This is a genomic window from Aminobacter sp. 01T433, assembly GCF_056398585.1.
The window spans coordinates 1-22,394 of the sequence record NZ_JBFTPR010000015.1 but is presented as its reverse complement, the minus strand read 5'-3'; the positions used below and the strand labels follow the sequence as shown (position 1 = coordinate 22,394).

Annotated in this window: 22 protein-coding genes; 10 read left to right on the top strand and 12 right to left on the bottom strand. The window is 54.7% G+C overall.

Features of this window, described 5'->3' with window-relative positions; genetic code table 11:
* The first annotated feature begins 380 nt into the window (after window positions 1-380).
* The 4 genes from AC1DLV_RS22735 to AC1DLV_RS22720 all read left to right on the top strand — a co-directional run bounded on the left by AC1DLV_RS22735 (window position 381) and on the right by AC1DLV_RS22720 (window position 5,588).
* Window positions 381-3,251: a hypothetical protein gene (locus AC1DLV_RS22735; protein WP_476836251.1), complete on the top strand. Its 2,871-nt coding sequence runs from the start codon at window positions 381-383 to the stop codon at window positions 3,249-3,251.
* A 55-nt stretch (window positions 3,252-3,306) separates the two neighbouring features.
* Window positions 3,307-3,804: a hypothetical protein gene (locus AC1DLV_RS22730; protein ID WP_476802413.1), complete on the top strand. Its 498-nt coding sequence runs from the start codon at window positions 3,307-3,309 to the stop codon at window positions 3,802-3,804.
* Between the two features lie 44 nt (window positions 3,805-3,848).
* Window positions 3,849-4,301 (top strand): hypothetical protein, encoded by a 453-nt coding sequence (locus AC1DLV_RS22725; RefSeq protein WP_476802412.1) that lies wholly within the window; start codon window positions 3,849-3,851, stop codon window positions 4,299-4,301.
* A gap of 891 nt (window positions 4,302-5,192) precedes the next feature.
* Window positions 5,193-5,588, top strand: coding sequence for a hypothetical protein (locus AC1DLV_RS22720; protein WP_476802411.1), 396 nt, complete (start codon window positions 5,193-5,195; stop codon window positions 5,586-5,588).
* Window positions 5,589-6,116: 528 nt separating this feature from the next.
* Here AC1DLV_RS22720 and AC1DLV_RS22715 read toward each other — a convergent pair.
* From AC1DLV_RS22715 to AC1DLV_RS22700, 4 genes are all read right to left on the bottom strand, one after another.
* On the bottom strand, window positions 6,117-6,698 hold the full coding sequence (locus AC1DLV_RS22715; RefSeq protein ID WP_476802410.1) for a M48 family metalloprotease: 582 nt from the start codon (window positions 6,696-6,698) through the stop codon (window positions 6,117-6,119).
* Between the two features lie 73 nt (window positions 6,699-6,771).
* Window positions 6,772-7,998: a PDDEXK-like family protein gene (locus AC1DLV_RS22710; RefSeq protein WP_476802409.1), complete on the bottom strand. Its 1,227-nt coding sequence runs from the start codon at window positions 7,996-7,998 to the stop codon at window positions 6,772-6,774.
* Window positions 7,999-8,004: 6 nt separating this feature from the next.
* Window positions 8,005-8,229 (bottom strand): DUF4113 domain-containing protein, encoded by a 225-nt coding sequence (locus AC1DLV_RS22705; protein WP_476802408.1) that lies wholly within the window; start codon window positions 8,227-8,229, stop codon window positions 8,005-8,007.
* Window positions 8,230-8,988: 759 nt separating this feature from the next.
* Window positions 8,989-9,444 carry a hypothetical protein gene (locus AC1DLV_RS22700; RefSeq protein WP_476802407.1) on the bottom strand — a complete coding sequence of 152 codons (456 nt, stop codon included), beginning with the start codon at window positions 9,442-9,444 and terminating at the stop codon, window positions 8,989-8,991.
* 424 nt (window positions 9,445-9,868) lie between these two features.
* On the opposite strand from AC1DLV_RS22700, the gene AC1DLV_RS22695 reads away from it, so the two are divergent.
* The 3 genes from AC1DLV_RS22695 (at window position 9,869) to AC1DLV_RS22685 (ending at window position 12,081) form a co-directional block, all read left to right on the top strand.
* Window positions 9,869-10,345, top strand: a complete 477-nt coding sequence (locus AC1DLV_RS22695) for a hypothetical protein (protein ID WP_476802406.1) — start codon at window positions 9,869-9,871, stop codon at window positions 10,343-10,345.
* Window positions 10,346-10,357: 12 nt separating this feature from the next.
* A complete protein-coding gene (locus AC1DLV_RS22690) occupies window positions 10,358-11,062 on the top strand; it encodes a hypothetical protein (protein WP_476802405.1) in 705 nt (234 codons plus the stop codon).
* A gap of 110 nt (window positions 11,063-11,172) precedes the next feature.
* Window positions 11,173-12,081, top strand: a complete 909-nt coding sequence (locus AC1DLV_RS22685; RefSeq protein ID WP_476802404.1) for a hypothetical protein — start codon at window positions 11,173-11,175, stop codon at window positions 12,079-12,081.
* Window positions 12,082-12,173: 92 nt separating this feature from the next.
* On the opposite strand, the gene AC1DLV_RS22680 is transcribed toward AC1DLV_RS22685, so the two are convergent.
* Both AC1DLV_RS22680 and AC1DLV_RS22675 read right to left on the bottom strand, forming a co-directional pair.
* Entirely contained in the window at window positions 12,174-12,989 is an 816-nt protein-coding gene (locus AC1DLV_RS22680; RefSeq protein ID WP_476802403.1) for a hypothetical protein, read from the bottom strand.
* Between the two features lie 323 nt (window positions 12,990-13,312).
* Window positions 13,313-13,477 carry a hypothetical protein gene (locus AC1DLV_RS22675; protein WP_476802402.1) on the bottom strand — a complete coding sequence of 55 codons (165 nt, stop codon included), beginning with the start codon at window positions 13,475-13,477 and terminating at the stop codon, window positions 13,313-13,315.
* A gap of 206 nt (window positions 13,478-13,683) precedes the next feature.
* On the opposite strand from AC1DLV_RS22675, the gene AC1DLV_RS22670 reads away from it, so the two are divergent.
* Complete coding sequence (locus AC1DLV_RS22670; protein ID WP_476802401.1) at window positions 13,684-13,842, top strand: hypothetical protein; 159 nt, start codon at window positions 13,684-13,686, stop codon at window positions 13,840-13,842.
* An 87-nt stretch (window positions 13,843-13,929) separates the two neighbouring features.
* Here AC1DLV_RS22670 and AC1DLV_RS22665 read toward each other — a convergent pair whose 3' ends face one another.
* The 6 genes from AC1DLV_RS22665 to AC1DLV_RS22640 all read right to left on the bottom strand — a co-directional run bounded on the left by AC1DLV_RS22665 (window position 13,930) and on the right by AC1DLV_RS22640 (window position 19,386).
* The gene (locus AC1DLV_RS22665; protein WP_476802400.1) at window positions 13,930-14,517 is read right to left on the bottom strand and encodes a hypothetical protein; all 588 of its coding nucleotides are present in this window, start codon (window positions 14,515-14,517) and stop codon (window positions 13,930-13,932) included.
* Between the two features lie 138 nt (window positions 14,518-14,655).
* Window positions 14,656-15,933, bottom strand: coding sequence for a Y-family DNA polymerase (locus AC1DLV_RS22660; RefSeq protein ID WP_476836250.1), 1,278 nt, complete (start codon window positions 15,931-15,933; stop codon window positions 14,656-14,658).
* Between the two features lie 15 nt (window positions 15,934-15,948).
* The gene (locus tag AC1DLV_RS22655) at window positions 15,949-16,542 is read right to left on the bottom strand and encodes an SH3 domain-containing protein (RefSeq protein WP_476802398.1); all 594 of its coding nucleotides are present in this window, start codon (window positions 16,540-16,542) and stop codon (window positions 15,949-15,951) included.
* A gap of 44 nt (window positions 16,543-16,586) precedes the next feature.
* Complete coding sequence (locus AC1DLV_RS22650) at window positions 16,587-16,952, bottom strand: LexA family protein (protein WP_476836249.1); 366 nt, start codon at window positions 16,950-16,952, stop codon at window positions 16,587-16,589.
* A 251-nt stretch (window positions 16,953-17,203) separates the two neighbouring features.
* Entirely contained in the window at window positions 17,204-18,175 is a 972-nt protein-coding gene (locus AC1DLV_RS22645; protein ID WP_476802396.1) for a hypothetical protein, read from the bottom strand.
* The gene (locus AC1DLV_RS22640; protein WP_476802395.1) at window positions 18,172-19,386 is read right to left on the bottom strand and encodes an abortive infection family protein; all 1,215 of its coding nucleotides are present in this window, start codon (window positions 19,384-19,386) and stop codon (window positions 18,172-18,174) included. The genes AC1DLV_RS22645 and AC1DLV_RS22640 overlap by 4 nt, the downstream gene beginning before the upstream one ends.
* A 163-nt stretch (window positions 19,387-19,549) precedes the next feature.
* Here AC1DLV_RS22640 and AC1DLV_RS22635 point away from each other — a divergent pair, with 163 nt between their 5' ends.
* Together AC1DLV_RS22635 and AC1DLV_RS22630 are read left to right on the top strand one after the other, a co-directional pair.
* A complete protein-coding gene (locus tag AC1DLV_RS22635; protein ID WP_476802394.1) occupies window positions 19,550-20,002 on the top strand; it encodes a Ros/MucR family transcriptional regulator in 453 nt (150 codons plus the stop codon).
* A 757-nt stretch (window positions 20,003-20,759) separates the two neighbouring features.
* Window positions 20,760-22,394, top strand: a 1,635-nt coding sequence (locus AC1DLV_RS22630) for an autotransporter-associated beta strand repeat-containing protein (RefSeq protein WP_476836248.1), incomplete at its 3' end; no start/stop codon positions are given.

The window sequence follows — 22,394 nt, the reverse complement described above, 5'->3', positions numbered from 1 at the left end:
ACCTTGCAAGCCAATGGTTTCGAGACATCAGTATTCGAAAATATAAATCACTGTTGACACATGCCGCTATCAACCACACCATTTACGGAGTGGATGTTGAAAACAAAAAGGACTGCCCGATTTCTCGAAGCAGTCCTCTCTGTTCAAACGACCCATCGAATAAACGATGAACCGGAGTGTGAATTAAGCAGGATTTCCTTAAATTTCAGAGCTTTAGCTCCGATCTGAAAGAAGCGAAGGGATTACCAGCCCCTTCTATCCAGACAAAACCCACGGCATTTACACACCCGTGAGTCTGGCATTCAGGTCAGCATAAGTCAAGTTTTTGCAAGGCATTCCAAGTCTTTAAGCGTCCGGTTCCCTTGCGGGAGCCAAAGGAAATGCATGCCAATTTTTTGCCGACTGAAACCAAACAAAAATATGGAACTAGGTCTGACTATCCCCTCTTGAAGCCCAATGCGGCTTCTTTGGTCCTCAAGGGTGAGCTCGCAGCCTTTTTCCGCAACGCGACTGCATTCGTCGAATATCACAGTGAGGGCGACCTCCCTCCCCGCCTGGCAATCCGTGCGCCCGCGTCGCTAGGCAAATCGACCAGCATTTTCGATATCTATAACGATGGGACGCTGGCTCCGATCCTTGCGAAGCTTCGTGTCCTGTATTTGGTGCCGACGCTCGAGCTGGCTGACGAATTGGTCGGCAAAGCCTGTGCCGCTGGCATCAACGCTCGCACATTCCGCGGTCGTTCAGCTCTGCGTCCAGGTGAGTTGCAGGGCGGGCAGCAGATGTGCATGAAGTCAGACATAGCCGAAACGCTGTCTGCGGCCGGATATGGTGTTGCGCAGACTCTTTGTGAATCCCGTGTTGCAACCGGTGAATTTGAAGGAGGCAAGGAGGTCTTTGAGAAGCGGGAATGCCCGTTCGCGGGTGCCTGTCTCTATTTCCAGCAAATGAAAGACCGCCAGCCAGGTCTCGTCGTCGGCACGTATGCATACCTCACGACCCCGATTGAGGCGCTCAGGCAGACCGATCTCATCGACATGGTCATCATTGATGAGAGCTTTGCCGTCGCGGCTTCCTCAAATGCCCGCAAGGTCGTCCTGACTGACCTGCTGCGCCCTCGCCAGTTGCCAGTGGATGCCGCTCGCTACCGCAACGGGGAGCATTCACGGAGCAGGGATGAGGTTGATTTGGCCGTGGGGATTAATGTTGTCGAAACAGCTCTTAGGAAGGCCATCGAACGGTCCAGAATGCCGATTGAAGAGCAGATGATCTTCGAGGGTTTGGTACCAACGAGTGAGCTCCTGATCGAGGACATCCTGGCTGCATTTGCGGAAAACCGCCCCACAAAAGACGATGATGTCGACGATGTCTGGGTTCCATTTTTCACCGAGACCGAGGAGGAGCTGAAGTCGAAAGCGGCTTGGGGCGAGGTTGTCGATTCCGAGACCGAGCTTCTTCAGCTGCGGGCCTCCAAGTTTTTCCGCGGTTTGAGCGCGCTGGAATACCTGAACCTGGAAAAGCAGACGATTCATGCGGGCATGCCTGAGGCGACGCAGCGCGATTTGGCATCAAAGGTATTATTCCGTGACGCCCTGGCATTTGCCGCTTTCTGGAAGCGCCTCTCCATTGAAGTGTCCCTGCGTAACAAAGAAACCATGAACGGCCTCAGCATTAAGCTGAACGCTACCATCGGTAAGGGGCATGATACCCGCTATGCAGACATGGCTTATCTGTACGGGCCGAAGGACATCAAGTACGGCAAGGTGCCTGTTTTGATGATCGACGCCTCCGCAAATGACCGCATCATCGAACAATTCTTCCCAGAATTCGATTTCGTATCGATGCAGGTCGAGCTGCCCGCCTCGGTTCGGATCGCGCAGGTTTGCGACCGGACGGGGTCAATGACGATGTATCGGGAATCTGATCAACGCATGAAGGAGGTCTACTCGTTCATGCAGAAGCTTGCCGAATGGACCGAGATAGAAGTCCTCGCGAAGCAATTGGATGGCAAGGATCGTCGGCCGCTGTTCATTGGCTATAAGAGCCTCCACGAGGAAGCCTGGCTGACAGCTGGTCTGGCGAAGGGATGGCGATCGGAGAAGGGTGAGCAGATTGTCGAGGCGATCGATGGCTCGTTCTCAATAGCGCATGCAAACGGGGTCCGCGGCGTCGATCGATGGAAACACACCCGGGCAATCGCGGTCGCAGCTCGCATGGAACCATCACCACTAGATGTGGAAAGCCAGGCCAGGGCCATTTTCGCGAACGTCGAACGGCAAATCCTCACTGGTCTCGAACAGTGGAACCGCAAGGAACAGGAACTGGTTGCGAAGGATGGACGGTCTGTGACTGTAAAGGTTTCTATGCATCCCGACGAGCTGGTGGACCTCGTTCTGAGGCAGATCCGTGAGGAAGAACTGGTTCAGTGCCTCGCGCGCGCAAGGCCGATCCACAGGGCGGGCGATGAGCCTCTGACAATGTTTGTCTTGTCCAGCATTCCGCTGGCCGAGTTCGGTTATCAACCGACCAGTCTGTTTCAGTGGTCGTCGGTAATGCCCGATGAGTTTGATCGATGGGCGATGGATGCGAAAAATGCTGTCGTGCCAGATCGCGTGAAGGATCTCTTCGACGTGTCGCAAGGGCACTTCGGGTCATATCCAACGTTGCGTAAAGCTCATTCCCGACGCACAAACCCCACCCATCACCTCTTCCTTCAATTTTCTTGTTTTAGCTTGGATTCCAAACCTGAGATGAGATGTGACAATACCCAATTAACAATCCTCAATGGAAATTGTCACATCTCGAATCCTAGTGGTAACGACTCAATCCCGCTCGCCCCGCCGCAGGCGTTAAACGAGGTCGCGGTCGAATTCCGTCGCGAGGGCTGCCGTCTTCGGCACACTGCTACAGTCAAGTTCCACCAGGGCGAGACCGCCGACGACATCGCCTCGAAGGTCACCAAGGCGTTCGCAGATGCCCATAACATTTTCGTGCTGGACACTCTTCCTGCGGCTGCTGCCCAGGATGTCGCTGACCAGGCAGCCCTTTGCATTCTCGAGGCTGTCCAGCATGAAATGCCGGAAATCGAGGTGGAGTACGATGACAACTTTGAGGGCTTCCTGACCGCAGAAGAGGTCGGCAATGCTCCACTTTGGTGGCAAGCTGCGTTTGCGAAGCCACCTGCCAGGTCATCCATTCGTTCCCTTCTGCAGCGACGTGCGCCCAAGGAATATGAAGACTTGGCAGCGTAGTACTTGAACTCTCGAGCAGTTTCGTCGAATGTTTCGAGAGGCTTTGGGGGAAATCGTGAAATTCAGAAAAGTGTTAATGGCGGCCGTGTTTATCGTCGCCTCTGGAATACCTGCACAGGCGGCTTCGAACGCCGAGCCGGGCTGGACGGTACAATTCCATCATGACGCATTTGCGGGCAGGACGTTCCCTGTCGGGAAGGTCGTTGAAAAGACCGAGGGGATGTCTATCGATCCTGCGTTGGTGTTCCTCGTGTGTACGGCGGGTTCGCCGCGTGTTGGCTTCCAAGCAAGTGCGATGACCTTCGGCAACGATGTCGTGGCGAGGTTTAAAGGCAGCGACGGAATCGAGGAAGTGCGTTTCGTGTCGACTGAAGTTGAGGGGTTTGGCGGCAACAAGATTGCTGACGCCAAACCGAGCGAAGCCTTGATCGGAATATTCAGCAAATCCAATGCGCCGGTGCCATACCAGACCGACAAGAAATCCGGCGTTTTTCCGATCATCGGCTTTGAAGAAACTCTAGAGATTATGAAGCAAGGTTGCGCGACAAAATAGGCGCACCACAGCTATACTTTATCGATTTTGCTTAGAGGCGGGACATGGGTATTCTTAAAGCAGTTGTTCGAACTATCATTGGGCTGATTTTTGGCGTGGCAAGCGGGCTTGCCCTGTCACCTGCTGCGGCTGCATTCGGCGGGCAGCCGGGCGACACGCGCTCGGCAGGTCTGCTCTGGGTCGTAATCTTAGTGGGCGGGCTATTGGGATTCTTTGCCCCATCGCTTCGTCGAGCATTTGGTCGTGGTTTTTTGTTCCTCGGCGTCTCGGTTCTAGCGTTGCCGCTATCGGTCTTGTTGCTGTCGGGCCGCGTCACAACTGACATGGTTGCCACTTCCAACAATGATGCAGCCACCGCGATAGGCGCGGGAATTGCAGGAACGTTGATGACTGGCGCGTCGGCCGTTATCGGGTTTTTCCTTGGCGGGATACTCATTGTTATCGGCTTGGTGCTCGCCCTCGGCGGCAGACGTGAAGTCGTCATCGTCAAACAGTAGCCATTAGGGCTAAGAGGATGAAACGAGCTCTCGCCGCCAGTGTGGCAGCAATAATGATCTGTGGCGGCTGCAATGGTTCCGTGACAGCGCAGGACGTTGCGAAATTACCTTCGACGCCTGCGGTCAGCGACGGCTGGCAGCCAGGCGAGCGGATAATACCGTCCCCACCCACAACCAACCCCGGGTTGGTGGTGGGGCCATCACGGCAGGGAACCACGCCTGATGGCCTTAAGTACACCATGTATCCGGACGGTAGCGGCTCCATTGCGAATCCTGCGGGTGACATTCTCAACGGCTGGTCGATCGATTGTCAAAAAGATGCAATGAACGATCGCCGCGACTGCAGTCTCACGTCGCATGAGGCAAGGATATTCATCTCGTATGATTTCGGAGCATCGCCACGTTGGGTATGCCTTCTCGGGCATGACTTCCCCGGACGAACTGGAGAGATACGGGTCGACAAGAGTCGGTCTCAGCGAACAGACACTGACGGATGTGTAACCGGTACTTATGTCGCCGAGATGGTGAAAGGAACGACTGTCACGACGAGATTGGTGAAGTGGCCATACGATTACTCGAACGATGGAACGGGATCACTGCAAGGGCTTCCCTCAGCACTAGGTCTAATCACGTTCATTCGGGCCAATATCGATAAGCTGTCGTTTGCCGCCTAGAGGGCTTGGTCGAGGTGATCGTGATAGTCGATTTTATCTCTGCCCTCATCTCCGAGTTGATTGCGCAGCAGCCGCTGCTGCGCTCAGCAACCAGTTGCGCAAAGCCGGATAAACAGCGCATTTAATCGCGCTCAATATTCGAATCGCACCAATGTTCATATCTTTTGCCTCTCAAGGGTGAAGGTTGTATCGATTGGCCAATGAGTGGGAGGTGGACATGAAGTTGCTTGCAGGTGATTGGAAAGACGGAATTCAGGTTTTGATTGGCCCTCGGGAGTTAGTATTCCAGAAGGGGTTTTTTAGTTACGATCGTCTGCCGCTGTCAGAGATTGCCGATTTCGAGGTTGTTAGCGAGCAAAACAAGGCATCCATCCTCGGGAAAGTTGGATGGGGCGCTGTTGGCGCAATTGCCTTAGGTCCAGTTGGTTTGCTTGCAGGCGCGCTCGGTGGCGGCAATAAACAGCACCGCGTAATGTCGATACTTTTCAAAGATGGCAGAAAAGCCTTGGTCAAGGGGACGGCGAAAGATGTCGAGACGCTTACTACCGTCACGTTTAACCTAAAGCCAACCGCCGCCCCTCGTATCGAGGAGCGGCAAGATCCTACCTTCTAAAACGGGGCGTCGAACAGCTCATCCGACAACGGTCGTTCGGAAACTTGATCAGCTGTCTCGGCAAGAAGTAGGTTATGTCTAACCACATCCATCCGCATTAGCGCGTTCCCAATCGGCAGGGGAATTGGTCCAGGCTTCCAACTCATGGAAGCCGATCGGATCATAGCCGCACCGCAGTTGCTCCACTGATTGCCGATCTCTTGGAACGTTCCGCCGCGCCGCGTCGAGCGCGGCAGCAGTTCCAAGACCGGATAAACAGCGTAGTTATTCGCGCTCAGGGTCGGACACTGTATTGCTTTGCTTGCACTGTTGGCCGCGTCCTTGACGCTTCTCTGCCTCTGGACGACACGTAGGAAAGCGTGGCTCTCCCTCCACTTAACTGCCTTCGCTCACCCATTGATTGTCTGGCGCTTTGTTGCCGCTGCCAATCCAGCTGAAAGCCGATGCAGCACGCCGACAACACAACCAATGATCTTGCCTTGTTATTCGCGTCCGACCTGCATATCGGCGCGACCCCGATCCAACACGCTAGCGTCCTCGTCGGCAGTTCTTGGCGGCATCGGGACCGTTCCAGCCGTCCTTGATAGCTTGGATTCTTTCATCCTTGGCCGGATGAGAGCGTGACGGCCGCTCATCAAAAATAGTCGCCATCGCCAAAGCATCCTCGAGCGACATCTTTGCGTTCTTCATTGCGGCCCCCGCAAAACGGTCCGCCTCGAACTCCTGCTTGGGATCCACTGGGGTTCCAATGTGGCGACAGTAATGGTGTCCCAGCTCATGACTGATGACCGCCATCGCGCCCTCGTATCCGAGCTTTGGAGATAGTTGGCGATCATAGACGATGACCCTATTTCCGCTTTCAATGGTTGCTATCGCATTCCCGCCGAGATCCGCGTTCATCGGATAGATCAAGCACTCTTCGCTCGACAGCTTCATCGCGTCGCAGGCGTCCCAGAGCATGTAGGCGTAGTCTTCGAAAGCTGGGATGACGTGAACCTGCTTCCCCTCGATTCCGATTGGGAAATGCAGTGCCGGCGACGAGGAACTTAGATCGATGACCACACCTTCTTCCGCCTTCGCTGGGGTGGCAAGCATCACGACAATGGTCATGAAGCTGAGGCCCTGCGAAAAACCGAAGCCCTTCGGACGCCATTGACCCCACACACCGAAGGAATTCCGGCAATTAGACATTGGTCGCTTCATCTAGCAAAGGCATGAGTAGCTTGTCGATGCGAGGGGCTTCGCGGGCCACAAAATCGAGGAAGCCATCCTTGATGGTCTCGACAGCGTCATCGAGCGACAACTCATCCGCGGCGTTGACTAGGCTTCTCAGTACTATTCGTATGTGGCCTTTTGAAACTTTCTTGGGCTCGCTTGCAGTCAGAGTTTTGTAAATACGCTCCCGTTCCGGGCCTTCGCCCGGACCCAAATAGAGATATCCAAAAACGGCCTCAGCCTCCACTTTTAGCTCAAACAAAAGCGCTCGACGGCTAGCAGTCCATTTGACTCCGACCATTCCTGGTATCGGATCCCATTTTGCGACCGCGAAGCGCAGGATCCTGCTCGAGTCGTGATCTCGAATGACTGTGAGCTGGCCCTTCAATGCCTCATTGGCCTTCGCCGCGATCTCATCTCCGGCAGCTAGGATGGCAACGAGAATACCCCCAAGCGGATCCGGCGGATCCGGCCTGTTCTTTATGAGAAACGAGAGAGCCTCTTCATGCCGGGACCAGATGCTCTCTGCTAACTTCCTGAGCTCATTGTCTTTCATATGATGCCTGTCCAGCATTGCCTTGTATGCGTTGACGGACTGTAGGGCCAAAGTCCCTGTGCCGTGTTCCCTTAGGTAATTTCCAAGTATGGAGACGACCGCTGACATGCGCATCGACAGCCACGCATGGTCATTTGGTTTCTCTTCATTCTTCGTCAGGAAGACGAACACCCGCCGCCAGTCAGGGCCCTGCCACTCGCGTTCTAAGCAGTTTCTGTAGCGGCCGAGCTGACCCTGAGATTGGGATGCATCAATCTTCAGCTCGATAGCGACGACGGTTTTGTCCCGAGGGATCTCGATGAGAAGGTCGATGTTCTGCCATTCTCGACGAACGTCCACGCTGTCGAGATCCATCAGATGTGCATCCAGCGAAGTTAATCCACTGGTCAGCCCAGCTGTGTGACCCGTCCTGAATGCTTCCATCAAGAATGGACGTAGGATGCCGCTTCCAAATCTATGTGGCCTGTTGGGATCCAAAATGTACGCCAGGAAATTGCCGTGGCGGATTTCTGCCCGCACCATTCCCATGGCCTCAAAGGGACAGAAGACATCGAGAGCATCTTCAATCCGTTGAAAATCAGGTTCGGCAGTGAGTAGTTGCTCCAGCTTTTCGATCAGTTCGGTCGACGGAAGCTCCAATTGTCGTTACCTCGTGTAGGAATGGAAATCAAACGCAACGAAACAAAGATAAATCAGACGCTTATGACGTTTGCAATTGGCTAGCTGCGAACTTCTGATCTCACACGATGACGTAGGAGCTTCCGAAGGCCTGGTCGTATACCTTGGCGATCTCATAGTTGCCTTGGCTTTAAAGCCCCTCTGGAACCCTTCTGAACCCAAGTACGAGCGTCTTCCTCCCCCACCGGTCATTGAACGAGTCCAGGGCCGACATCAGGCGTGCATCCGTTGGCCGCTCGATCTCAAAGAGCATCGTTGGCGCTTTGCCTGCCGCAATCAGTATGAGCAGCGTTTGACCGAGGTGGGATTCGGAGGGGGGACGCGATGATCGGATACGGCTTCTTCTCGTATGAGAGTCGCCTTGAGAGATATCTCGAACGTGAGGTGCGGAAGGCATCCGGTATGCACTGGTTCGATGCCGATCCAGGCACGCTAAACAGTTTGCTTTTCGGGGCCGGATTCACTTATGGGCAGGTTTTCTCCAGGTTCAGGTGGGATGCCGCAAGGCACCGGCTGCCGCCTTGCCGAGGTTACAGGCCGCCGTGCTGCGGACGCGGTTGTCGCGGGAGAGATGCCGTACATTGAGGTCGAATGGCACGAAGGCAGACGGCTCAAGAATGTGGCGTCGAGGCGTCGGGTGCCGCTGATCGGGGGAAGCATTGGAGGCGACCAAAGAGGCCCTCAAGCGTTACGTCAGGGGGAACCTTCATCGCTACCTCGGGCCGCGTGGCGGGCGGTCGAACGGGGGAACTCAAGACGGTGACCCAGATGTGCACCGCGCCCAATGGGACCTGAACGTGACCCGAGCGGTGCTCGTCTGGGAGACTGAGCGGGCGCGGATTGTGCTGAAACCGAATGTAAGTCGCACCAACGGGCGAGGTGAAGGACTCAGCGGGCCCAACCTTGGCGAGACTGCGCCTACGTCGTGCTGCGCGTCCGCCGAGGGACAATTCATCGCTCGTCCATAGCCCCCGTCCATAGCCCGCCACCTAAACCAACGAGCAAAGCCAAGACACCGATAAGGTCGAACGTCATTCCGCGAATGATCATGCTGAATAGTAGCAACGCGATAAGAAGTGCTCCCCAAAAGGTAAGAGTCGCGAGCTTTACGGCTTCGACGTTACTGCGAGGAAAAAAATAGCGACTTGTCAAAATAGCAGCGCTGCCGACTATCATCCCCCTGAGAAGCTCCGGGAACCATAGCGATCCGACTTCGTACACATACGGTACTATCCGCATCCAAGCTAAAGACGGTCCGCCTGTGAACCAGTTGAACACGACGGTATACAACGCTACAGCAATTGCTGCGGGTATTGTCGCAGGTAAGACCATCGCGATAGCCACCAGCGTCGCGACTGTCGTCTTTTCTGAAGTCGCTGCTTTCGCCAGCCCGTTGTCTAGTGCCACGATCACCCCCGCCCGTTCACCTGGAGTCTATTCGTCGATCGATGAAGGGGTCAATTAGCTGGTTGGTGAGGGGGCGATTAGCCGTTCGGTGAGGGGGCAATCGACTCGGCAAATGTCAAATTTGGCGAGGCACGGTCATCCTAGGAACGCATTATCCGTGAGTTCAGTCGTGCACATCGTCATACCGATGCGCACTGCTTGACCCGAGGTACAAGAATGACTAGCCTCAGAGGTACATGAGGCGAATGACAATCTCAGGGAACAATGACGCCTAAGGCGCTGATTTTAAGGCACTTTCCCGCCCCCGTTCGACCAGGTTCGATTTGACGAAAGAACGCCTGCCAATGTGTCCGTGAGCGCTTCGGGCCATGACGCCCAGACGTATTACGGCGAGTGCATAAGCTCGTTGCAGCCGTGAGGGATAATGAGGAAATTCGGAGCCTCAATAGCTGGACTTCTGCTGAACATTGTCACTGTGCAGGCGGCCGAGTGGAATAGCTATTCGAATGCCCGTTTCGGATATCGGATAGACATACCCCCGGGTTTTTCCAAAGTGTCGGAAGCCGAAAACGGTGATGGAGGTGTTGCGAAATCAAAAGACGGTCGAGGGACGCTGCGAGTTTGGGGCGGTCATATCACCGAGGCCGATTTCCTGAGCGAAGTGAATTGGCGGATAAATCAGGACCTGACCGTCGGTTTCCAAGTCACCTACCGCAAGGAAAACCCCGCTTGGGCGAGCTGGTCGGGGACCAAGGGCAATCGAGTGTTCTACGAGCGTGCGATTCCCACCTGCAATGGTGCGGCCGCATATTTCCGACTCGAGTATGATCGGGCCCAGCTCAAGGCGTTTGATGCTGTCGTCTCGAGGCTGGTGAAATCGTTGCAAAGCGCATCCTGTTGACCATGAGGTATGATGCAAAACAGGTACGCAGGCGACATCGGTGATTTCGTAAAGCTGGCCCTGCTCCGCCACCTGTCCGCGGGTCGGAAACTCGGCATCGCCTGGTATCTCTACGATGACGAAAATCACAATGCCGACGGCAAGCACACCAGCTACCTGCGGGCCCCTGCCCGCTGGCGGCATCTGGATCCAGAGCTTTTTGATGCCCTTGGCTCGGTCGTAGCTAACGGGCGGAGCGTTCGCGCCCTCGAAGAGACAGGAACGATCGACGGCCAATTTTCGGGAGAAGTGCTGAGCACCCCCACCATGCACTGGGCATCTCGACCTGCCTGGAGGACATCATGGTTTGATAGAGTGCGAGCCGATCTGGCAGATGCCGACATCGTCTTCGCCGATCCTGACAACGGCCTGGTCGATGACAACCCTCGACGACGCAGCAAGAAGGCGTTCGGGAAACAGATGCCTCTGTCAGAGGCCGAGGCTCTGGCAGAGGGGAGAACAGCCGTCATCTACCATCACAACACAAGGCGAGCTGGGGGGCATGATGCTGAGGTCAATCATTTGGTTGGTCGGCTCGGAGCTGGCACTATTGCAGTGCGGGCTACGGCGTATAGCTGCCGCACTTTTCTGGTTCTGAATCCGGACGAGACTATCCGAGAACGAGCCGCTTCGTTCTGTGATCTATGGGTGAACCACAATGTCCGTCTTCATCGGTGAAAGTCGTCAAGGGGGTAGAGATATAGTTGGGAATTGGCGCATCAGGTCGACATCTATCACTAACTATTGACGCGAAGTGCGGTGATTTCTGACTACGTGGGGGAATAAAAATGGGCGATTTTAAGCGAACGTTCGGTGCAGGTGCTGATGCCGTGTCGGTAGTTGATGCGCTATCCCGCTCGGCAGCAAGGGAGCGCAACAGCAAGCGGGGAACAACCAACACTCCTGCCAATCCAGCTTCCAATGAGAGACCACAACTGGAGCAACATTCCTGCCACAGATGTAGCGGCTCCGGAATTATACGACGCTACAAGCATATAGAAGGTGGTAAGTGTTTCTCCTGCAACGGGACGGGGGCAGCCTCGGTCGTGAAGCAGGCCAAGTTCCAGAATAGGCCGCTTTATGTCAGCTTGCGGGTGGTCCAAACTCTCGCGCCGAAGCACGACTCATTCGGTGTCCTTACTCCAAGATTCAGGAGGAACTACGCCGAGTTGATTTCCGGGTTCAGAGATCCAAACGACTTTCGGACGCTGGTTACCATAGGCGACGTGGCAAAAGCGTTCGATCCCTGCGATGCGATTGAGCTTTCCCTGCAAATACGCGGAGTAGACCGGAGGATGATCCTCCGCATGGCGCTGCTTGCGGCGGAACGGGCGGCGTACGCAACGAACGAGCCGAGCCTCTTACAGGCGGTCTCAGACGCTCGGAAGAAAATCGACCGTAAGGATGACACGCCCATTATTCAAAATGGTCCGCTCGCGTGTGCCAACGACTCTCGTCCAGTAAGCGTCGCGAAGTCTTGTAGGGATTTCCTTATCAGAATGGCAGATAGTAAAGATGTCATTGATCCGTATGACGTTTCGAGGTTCGCGTGTATGGCGATGTCGCAGGCCCGCTACGTCTTTCAAGCTATAGCGCAAGCCCAAGGCGCGGACGGCCGAGAGGCTTTCGAAGCGGAAAAACAGCGGCAAGCTGACGACGTCATCGTTATTTCCCCGCTTTCAGCAATGCGCGGCTAAGTCCCTTCAATTAGCTACCGAGGTCGTCGAGCGGCCACCAGAACCTTTGCGACGCAACCACAAGGGACCCAATAGCGTCGATTATTAGCCCCTCACGCATCAAGTCCCTGACGCTTCTTGAAGGTGGGGTCGGAGCGGTTATATGTTTTGAAAATCTTGCCGTCGTCATCGTGGAACGTGGCGTATGCCGCGAATTCGTCAGTCCCTTTGAAAACGAGTCCAAGCACATTTTCGGGGCCATCGGATGGAAGACGAAAGACCGCCAGATCTCTTTCTTCGAGTGGATTGAAGCCGTCTTGGGCGTCTTTCGAGCCATAGCGGTCGATGGCGCGTCGGAAGGCGTAATACCTTTGAACGCCTTCCTCGATCCTGTCTTTGAAGGCCCGATCCTTACAGCGGCGGACCGTTTTCCGGAGGACGTCGAATTCCTCTTCGGTAAAGAGTCTGGCATGCTGATGTGCAGGTTCGACCAGCTGGCCGAGCAGAATCATCTTCGAAATATCAAGATAGCGCTCGACGATATCGTCGTCGCTCGACATGCTTCGCGCCTCTTCGTACGGAACAAAGTGCCTGGTGCCCAGCATATCGAACTCGCTGAAGAACCGATGTTTCAGCGTCAGTGATTTCAGGTCGGCCGAGATACGCTCTTTCCCGGCGTTCACCACTTCGCTCTGGTATTTCCAGCCTTTCTCGTAGCTGCTTATCATCAGATCGGGGTCGAGGTTGATCAGCATGTTTCCGATCTCCCGACGGAGCACTTCGAGGTATCTGTCCTCCGCTTCACGAACGTTGCGCTGGAGATCGATCGTGTTCGTCTGCAAGGTTTGAGGCTGGTCAGCCCCTATGCGACCTCTCAGAAACCAGCCGAGCGCAATGCCGCCAATTCCCAACCCTATCCACTCGAGCATCTTCCCCCCTCAGAAATAATAGCTGGACGGAAGTCATGGAGTGCAGCCAGCGCCCTGCCTTTTGCTAGTTGGACCAAACCAGCCCCTGAAACCCAAAGTAACCGAACGTAATGCCCCCGCGATCCTGATAGACCAGTCTCGAGTTCCCGTCACCCACGCGTTGACCACAGGCGAATCCGAGAGCCGGGTCTTATACCGAGGCGAGCGCGTCTCGGCCTTAGCCTCAAACGGTCGCCTCCTCCGAGCCAATCACTAGCCCTTCTTTGCCTAAGCCATCGTTCACCGCATCCAGGGCCTGCATCAGGCGGGCATCCCGCGGCTTCTTAAATTCGAACAGGAGTTGAGGGGGCGTCTTCCTCTTTGATGAGGTCGTCAAGCAGCACGCCAGCTTTGGTGTAGACGTAGCCATTCCCGCTGCGGTCAACTTTCCAAGCTTTCTGGACGCAAAAGCTGACGGCTTGGACGAGATCGAAGGCGTTGTTCGTCATCGGCTTAAGCCGAACAGTTCTGGAAGCCGAATACTGCAAGCACTGTCAAACGACCCCGTTTCACCGAAAGGCAGCTGAGGGGGGGTAAGCACCAGCATGATCGCGTTTAGCGGTTTCTGGATCCTCCGCAAATTATTATTGCGGGCGCGGGAACCTTTGAACCTCCCCAATACATTACCCTTTGAGACATGAAAAAGGGAGTTCTCATGAACAAGCGCGAACGAGTTGAAGTTGCCATTGCCGAATGGCTGGAACTCATCGAGGCCGAGACGGTAGATGCTGACAATTCGAAGTTTGAAGCCTTCATTGACAATTGGGGGTCAACTTCGGATTCCGCCGTAAGGCAGCATGGAATGACCCAGTAAAAAAGCAGGGGTTTGGATCCCACCTTTCCCTGCAGAAGGCCCTCTGAATGATCCGTTCAGGGGGCTTCTCTCATCGTACGGTAGAATTCAGTCAATGCAGCCAACGTCAGTAAATACAGGACCGTTCGCCAACGTGATAGATGCATGGTTTTCGAGTACGCGTTTCGTTCCCCTTAAAGTCGCCTCTACCAAGGTGATCGTATAACCCTTCTCCTGCTCGTTGTCGCGCATTGCATTTCGAGATGACAGTGTTATCGAACAGACATCACCTTTCGTAAATACGATTGATCCAGAGCATATATAGGTTTGATTATACGCAACAGACCCGCAGTTGACTACGTTTTCCATTCCCATATTATTGCTTCGGAAAGTTAGATTGCTGGCCGTCGATTTGTTGGAATTCCTTATCCTGATAGAATAAGCGAATGCATCTCCTATGCCGATTTTCCCATCTCCGTTGCCATCTACATAAAAGGCATCTTCCAGCGGCGAAGTAATCGACCACCAATTGAAAGGCTCTTCAGGTTCCTCGGGAATTTCGGGTTCAGACGGTGTGATCGAAGTAAGCGAAATAACGCCAGGCTTGTATCGGTAAACAAAAAGTGGCTCAGCTGCGAAAGCAGTTGAAGTTGAGATTGCCGCGGTTGTTGCTATTAGAATAAGTTTGAGCATCATATGGTTCCCCTAAAGATATGTTGTGAAACCAATTGTGCCCTGTCGGCCAAGAATAAATCAATTCATAGTGATCTAATTCATCATTATAAACGGCAATCGTGGGATATGTCAAAATTCCCTCACCGTTTCTACTTTTGGTCATACACACACGACAGGAATCTCGGAAATTCTGGTCGTGTATCTCGGCGACCTCATCTCAGCCTTCGCTTCGAACCCTCGCTTGAAGCCTTCAGAACCCAAAACCATGGTCTTCCTGCCATAGCGATCGTTAACGGCATCCATTGCTGTCATCAGGCGAGCGTCCCGCGGCCGCTCGAATTCGAACAGCATCTGCGGGGCATCTTCCTCGTTGATGAGGTCGTCAAGCATCACGCCAGCTTTGGTGTAGCCGTAGCCATTGCCACTGCGGTCGCCTTTCCACGCTTTTTGAACGCATAAGCTGACGGCTTGGACGAGATCGAAGGTGTTATTCGTCATCGGCCTCAGGCGAACGGTTCTCGATGCCGAATGCTGCGGAGCCGTGGCCGAAAATGAATTCGTGTGAAAGAAGGCCGTAACCTGGCCTGCAACGAGGCCATGCTGCCGGAGTTTCTGGGCCGCCCGGGATGCGTGGGACGTCATTGCCTGCATGAGGGTGTCGAATGTACTCATGGGCTCCCCAGCTGACCTAGTGACTGCCATGCCCTTGCGTTGCGGGGCCACTTCTTCGAGATCGAGACAGCGAACGCCTTGGAGCTCTGCAACGATGCGCTCGAGGACGACGGTGCCGATTTTTCGAGCCAAAGGCATCGGCATGGCTCGCAGCTTGGCGACCGTGTCTACCCCGACCTCCCGCAGCTTGACCTCTGTTTTGGCACCAACGCCCCACACTTCGCCGACTGCGATCCGCTCCATGGACCATGCTGCCACTCGTGCGTCGGTGAAATCGCAAATGCCGCCGAAGATGGGGTTCTTCTTCGCGGCATAGTTGGCCAGTTTCGCCATTGTTTTTGTCGGCGCAATCCCGACGCAGGTGGGGATCCCAGTCAGTTCACGTACGGTTGCGCGCATTGCGGTTGCCTGTTTTACAGCCGACTGGAAACCCGACAAGTCCACGAAAGACTCGTCGATTGAGTAAACTTCAATGTTGGGTGAGAAACCGCTTAGGGCGTCGACGACCCGACGGCTCATATCCCCGTAGAGGGTATAATTGCTCGAGAGAGTCCGTATCCCATGTTCCTTGACCTTGTCGCGGATATGAAAGAGTGGGACCCCCATCTTGATCCCAAGGGCCTTCGCCTCCTCGGACCTGGCGACGGCGCAGCCGTCGTTGTTGGACAGCACGATTACAGGCACGCCCACAAGTTTCAGATCGAAAACCCGCTCGCATGAGACGTAAAAATTGTTGCAGTCGATGAGCGCGATTGGGTCGGGCATCGAATAGATGCCTTTCTAGCGGTAGGTCCGACCTGTGGAGACGTCCAGATAGATGCGATCCGCACCGCCACCGCAGTATGCGAAATAAATGCCGTGACCCTTGTTGGTGGATTTCACCCAGCCACCCATTTCGGTGAAGTCCTTGGCTGTGCACTGGCCAGATGCCAACAGGTTTTCGGCAGCCGTCACGAACTGGCCTTCATATCGTTGGAAGTCGTCGGACTGGGCGACTAACTTGGCTGTCCCACTGGCATTTGCACCGGGGTCCGCGGGGCGGGTTTCTGACAGGAGGTCGAGTTTGATCCACTCGGCGAACTGGCTATCGACAATGCCGTTGTCAGCTGTGCAATCGGCGCGTCCAGAATCCACGTATTGTGATCGTCCACCAACGCACGAAGCGTCGTAGTACCTCGAAACGCGGCCCCAGCCGCCCTTGGTTTCAACGACCTTTGCGGATTCTCGGAAGAAAAGTCTCCCGACTACCCCGCACTCAGTTGATGGGCACGTTCGGCGATTAGCGCGATCACCTGTCACCCACATCTGAGATTCCGCCAGCGCACCAGTCATCGTTGCTGCAATAAAAATAACCGAATAAAATATTGATTTCATGAAAATACCCCTTGTTCCGTCCCCAACTTACCTACTGGCGCTCATCAGTCTACTGGGCAGCGCCTCACTATACCTGCGACGACGCCCCATATTTCGGTGGTTTCTGTCACCAGGATAGGCGTGAAGTCTCTTCCCTTGGATTTCGGGTCGAGCCAGTAGCGTCCATCCCGTTTCGCCAGCTTCTTGAGTGTTACCGCGCCATCAACGACTGCCAGGACGACGCGGCCGATGCGTTTTTTGCCTGCTCGATCGACAGCGATCAGATCTCCGTCATGGATGCCTTCGTCGACAAGACTGTCGCCCGAAACTCGCCACCAGAAGGTCGCAGACGGGTGCCGGACGATCCATCCAATGGGATCGATCTCGTCCTCGAGGTCGTCTGCAGCAGGCGACGGGAATCCCGCGGGCACAAGCGTGCCCGATACGGGAACAGTTGTCCCCTTCGAGGAAATTGGAACAGGAACGACATGGGTGGTGATTGCTACTGACATAGAAGGAGAACATATCGCGAACAGTCGCTGTCCTCAATTCCCTGGAGAGGAAATTTTTCCTGGCTGCGAAATGGCGGAAGTCGGGGGCGAATTAGGGTTTCCTGATGTCCTCCACACTGTCCCCTTCGTTCCGTCTTCTGTCTTCTATCGAACTCGACGTCTACCTTGCTTCACCCGCAAAGCATGCAGCATCCGTCGAATCTGGGCTCGTCGCTGACTAACTGGCTGTCACAGTCGTCGGGGCATGGTTCCTTCCTGATTTTATAGGCCTTGTCCCAGACGACGCAGTGAACCTGCATTCCATCTTCTGTGATGCAGGCGGTCGGAATGTCCCCAGGGTATGGCTCACGCTCCCCAAGATGTGCTTCGTCCCCACAAGCGTGGCAGATGTAACGGGGCTCCTCCGGACCGTGGCGCATGATCGTCATGAATTGGGCCTCAGGCAGTATCGGCAAGATGTGCCACAATTCGCGGAAAACCTGCGTCAGTTCACTCCAATCTCCGCTATCGACGTCGATCGCCGACCATCTATGCATTGCCGCGAAATGGCGGCGGTCCCCGAGCCATCTTCGTCCCGTGTAAAGCTCGCGGTATTGGACAAGCAGCGCGTCGATGATGAAGGCGGGATCGATGGGGCTGTTGTGTATGCCGAGATGGTGGATTTTGTTGCGACTTTTCCTAATTTCCTCGAACTGGAGCTGGAACTCGGAGGAGATGATCCTGTTGCAAAACGTGTTACAGACCCTGATCAAGTCGGCAGCATCGACGGTCTGGAAATCGGTAAAGTCGTATGTGTGGGTTGCAGCATCGACGGCCTTTGCCTCGTGCCGCTTCAACAGCAGGAACGGACTAACCTCGCAAACAAGAGCTTTCAGACCGATCTCTTGGCTCTGTTGAACCATCGTGTACACGCCCTGAAAGTCGCTCTGCGCGGCATCCAGATAGGCTTGCCAAGCCTTATCCTCATCGACCTCGGGTGCATCGTCATATCGGCCTTCTTCTGGCAGCCATTTGGGAAGGTTCAGCAACCCGCTGTACTCATACCATTCCGATACGATCTCGACGATCTCAGCCCACGCCTTGAAATATAGGCGAAGGCTAATCGTTCGCAGGTCATCGGCCGTGGGAACGTTGATAATCATTCGGGTCCGGCAGGCAGCCCCACCGCCTCCTTTGTTGGATCAGACTTTCTGGCGTCCCACGTCGAAACCAGGAAGGTCGCCATTGTCCCCGAGAGATTGACGGCGAGCTGGGCATGACGGGAGGCGGGTTTCACCCGTTTCGGGCCGCGGCTATGGGCATCTGAAATCTTGTTTCGCAATGACCCAAGGGATTCGACCACCGACTGGCAGCCCCCGAGGATCTGCTTAAAGACAATCTCGGTATGATCATCGGGGGCCAGTTTCAGGATTTTCGCCAGCTTCCTGTACAGAACTGGAAGGTCGTCCTTCTCCCCGTACTCCTGGCCTGCCTCGACGATGATCCATTTGCAAACGTCCTCGAGCAACGTACGGGCCAGGGTGATCGCCCCCTCGGGATCCGTGTCCCGCCGATCGAGGGCCTGCTCCCACCTGGGATGCACGGTATCCGGATCGAAGGCGGTGAGCGCCTCCGAGATGGCTCGGTCAGCGGGGCTACCAATCGCAGCGGGCTGGACCTCGTAGACGGGGCTACCCGACAGTCTTCGCACGGTTGCGAGGCGATACCCGTCATGCCTGAGTTGTTCATTAATCTCGGCGGCAAGTGCTGCCTGGACTGCTTGCGACTGGATCAGGGGACTGGTCACCTCTTCGAGGAAGCGGAAGAACTGCTTTTGCGAGCACGAAAGCAGGCCGACAACCGTCAACAGCTCCCGATTATCCCAGTCGTCATTTCTAACAGTTGCCTGAAATACATCCTCTTCCAGGTTTCGTTCTGGATATCTGTCGGCATAGCGGGAGGGCATTCGGTCCAACGGCCAGATACGCTTCAGAAAATCGACGTGCTCGAGCTCAGTGCTCAATTGTCTGCCGTCGAAAAGCGCCATGATACGTCGGCGAGTGAGTTCGGAAATGGAAACTTTATTATGGTCTTCGATCTTCGCCAATGCTTCGGACAGGCTGTAGGAGTCCACTTCTTCGAGCAAGCTCGCGGCTATGGGCAGGAGATCGGTCGCTGATTTCTCCAGAAGTCGTCGTTCTGCAAATTTGAACTTGCTCTGGAAAGCTTCATCTCGATCCCCTTCGCGCAAGCCGAGGCGTTTGCAAAGACCCGGGACGTCATTAGCACTGAATTTCGAGATAGCTTCGGCTATCTCGTTTCTCAATGTCCTTATCGCTGCGGATGGATACCTGATCGGACCTTCGTTCTTCACCCAATGCCCCTTTCGAAGTGCATCCTATATCCAAATCAGGTCGCAAAAGTAGCGCAGATGATCTGCTTCCACGGATTTCACGGAGAGGCCGACTACATTTTAAGGTTGCGAAATCATGGGAGGTCGATAAAGGCAAGCAACCTCGCTTTCTATGGAGAGATCAGTGACCGTCGACGAACGCGAACGCAACGAAGACATTGTCCGACTGACTTCGGACGTTGTAGCGGCTTACATTTCCAATAACGCTGTTCCGCAATCCACGCTGCCATCCCTGATCTCTGAAATTCATGCCTCCTTGAGCAAGCTTTCAAGCGGCACAGTGGTTCCTGCCGAAGAGTCACTGAAGCCTGCAGTCCCCATCAAGAAGTCGGTCACACCCGATTTCATCATCTGCCTGGACGACGGCAAGAAGTTCAAATCGCTACGCCGTCATCTTTCGATACTTGGGATGACGCCTGAGGAGTATCGAGTGAAGTGGGGTCTCCCTGCAGACTATCCGATGGTTGCTCCGAATTATGCTTCGGCCCGCTCTGATTTGGCCAAAAAATTTGGCCTCGGTCGGAAGCCTGCATCAGAGACCAAGCCTGCGAAGTCTAAGAGCATCCCCGCGAGATAGCTGTTCCGCCGACGACATCGGATTCCGACTGATCCAGTCGGAAAGCAGGGCGCGTATTTGTAATCCAAACATCTGATCAGGTTGGAAGCGTCCTCGCGGACAAGCCTGCGAGGTCATCATTGAGCCATTCACAGTATGGGAAGTGCCCATTCACCAAGAACTTGATGGCTTGCCTGATCGATAGGGATCGCCTTTGAAGGCTGGGACGGGATGTGTCGCGATCCAATGTTCCAGCCGCAGCAGCATCTCGACTTCCATTTCCTCGTCCATAAAGCCATCTGAATAGCTGGCTCCAATCGCTATCTTCTGGTTTGAGGCTCTCTGCACTATCCAAGAAGTATTTTTCCAGCCCACGATCGTGGACGCCGCTGACAACGAGGTTACGTATCTCTGGCTGGGTCAAGTGACTTCGCCCGGCCCTGAAGGACAGGGCTTCTTCTTGTTTCCTGACCAGTCTCCCGGTCGATTCACAGGCCATCCCCGGAAGTCCTCCGGCTCGGTTTTTCGACCTAGATAGAGAAACTGCGCCGCAACATGATCGGCGGCAAAGCCGCAAGAGACGCATGCGAACCGATCCCGTTCGGGACGGTTGGCAGCGTCGACATGATGACACGCCGAGTATCTCTGTGAGGTGTATGCATAGCATTATGTTCGAAATACCTAATATATTAGACGTGTAAAGATTAGTCACCGATCATGTTTTTGGTTGACGCCATGATTTTTGTCAGGTTTTTATAGGAGTTTTACTGGGGGTATAATGAGTCCGCTTTCGAAGCCGCGCAATCTCGCAACCACAACTGCACGTATTTCAGCAATGTTGCTGGCTAGCACTTGTATATTGGTCGCAGCCCCCGCCTTTGCGCAGGCAGTCAGTATTTCTTTTACTGGCGACACAACTGGCCAGCCACTACACCAAGGTCTTTTCGGAGGGCCGAGCAGCTATATTCAGCTTCCTTTCTCGGTCGTCGGTAACGGACTAACCTATATTGACACGACTGCTGACGCCTCTTTCAATGCATACGGTCAGCTGTATCAAGGTAGTTATGACCCGTCGAATCCGAACGCTGGGTTGCATGTATATTCAGGTGCTCCTAACCCTGTGATTGTGGCCGTTCTGGATCCATTGCTTGAATATTATTCAGTTGCGTCAAGTTGGAATTCTTCTATTTCCGGGGAAATCGAGGTCAAGATCCAATCCTATACCGGAGTTGAAGGTATTGTTTTGGCTCGCGACCTCGTCGGTTTCGACGGAACGACTAAGATTTCTCAGGGTCGTCTTCAGATAGGCAACGGAGGCACTTCTGGTGCCCTCGGCTCTGGTACAGTAGCGAATTATGGCGATTTGGCCTTCAAACGTTCGGATTCATTCGAGGTAGCAAACGTGATCACTGGCACGGGGTCCGTTGCCATGGAAGGCACGGGCGTCATGTCACTATCGGGGGTAAACACCTATAGCGGCGGCACAAATTTCTCAGCTGGCACTATTTTGGTTTCAAGTGACGCGAACCTTGGCGACGTCAATGGCGGCCTCACCTTCGACGGAGGAACCATGCAACTTGGTGCCAGCTTCAACCCCGCCTCGAGTCGGGTCATTACGCTGGATGCGGGCGGCGGCACAATCGACACCAATGGGTTTGATATGACTATAGCCCAGACGATCGGAGGCAGCGGGGATTTTACCAAGGCTGGGGATGGCACTCTCACTCTGAGAGACCGTACCACCTACACCGGGCATACGACCATTGAAGCTGGCGGAACACTTGCCCTGGCCAACCAAGGCAACATCAACAGTTCGAGCGGTGTGACTGTTAACGGCATTTTCGACATCTCGAATGGTATTGGGCAAATAGCGTCGCTGGATGGAAATGGCGAAGTTGTCCTCGGCAGCAAGACGCTTCAGGTCCGCAATTCTGGTGCATTTGGCGGCTCAATTACTGGAGCAGGTGCTTTTGGTGTTCTCAGCGGAACACAGGTTCTCACTGGTGCGAATACGTTCGGCGCTGCGCAAATCAGCAGCGGCGCAACCTTGCAGATCGGCAATGGTGGAACGTCGGGATCGATCACTGGCAATGTTCTCAATTATGGCGCGATTGTCTTCGACCGCTCGGATGACTGGACGTATTCTGGCATCATCACTGGCGTTGGCACCTTCGCCCATGTAGGCAGCGGCAAACTCACCCTGACTGGCACCAGCAGTAGCCGCGGCGACGTTTTGATTGCCACAGGAAGCACGCTTCAGCTTGGTGATGGCGGCGCAACTGGATGGATCGGTGGAACCAATTTCGTTGGGACGATTACCAACAATGGTGAACTGATCTACAACCGTTCCAATGATGTGACGTTTAAGGGGCCAGTCACTGGGTCCGGTTCAATCAGGCAGGTCGGCAGCGGT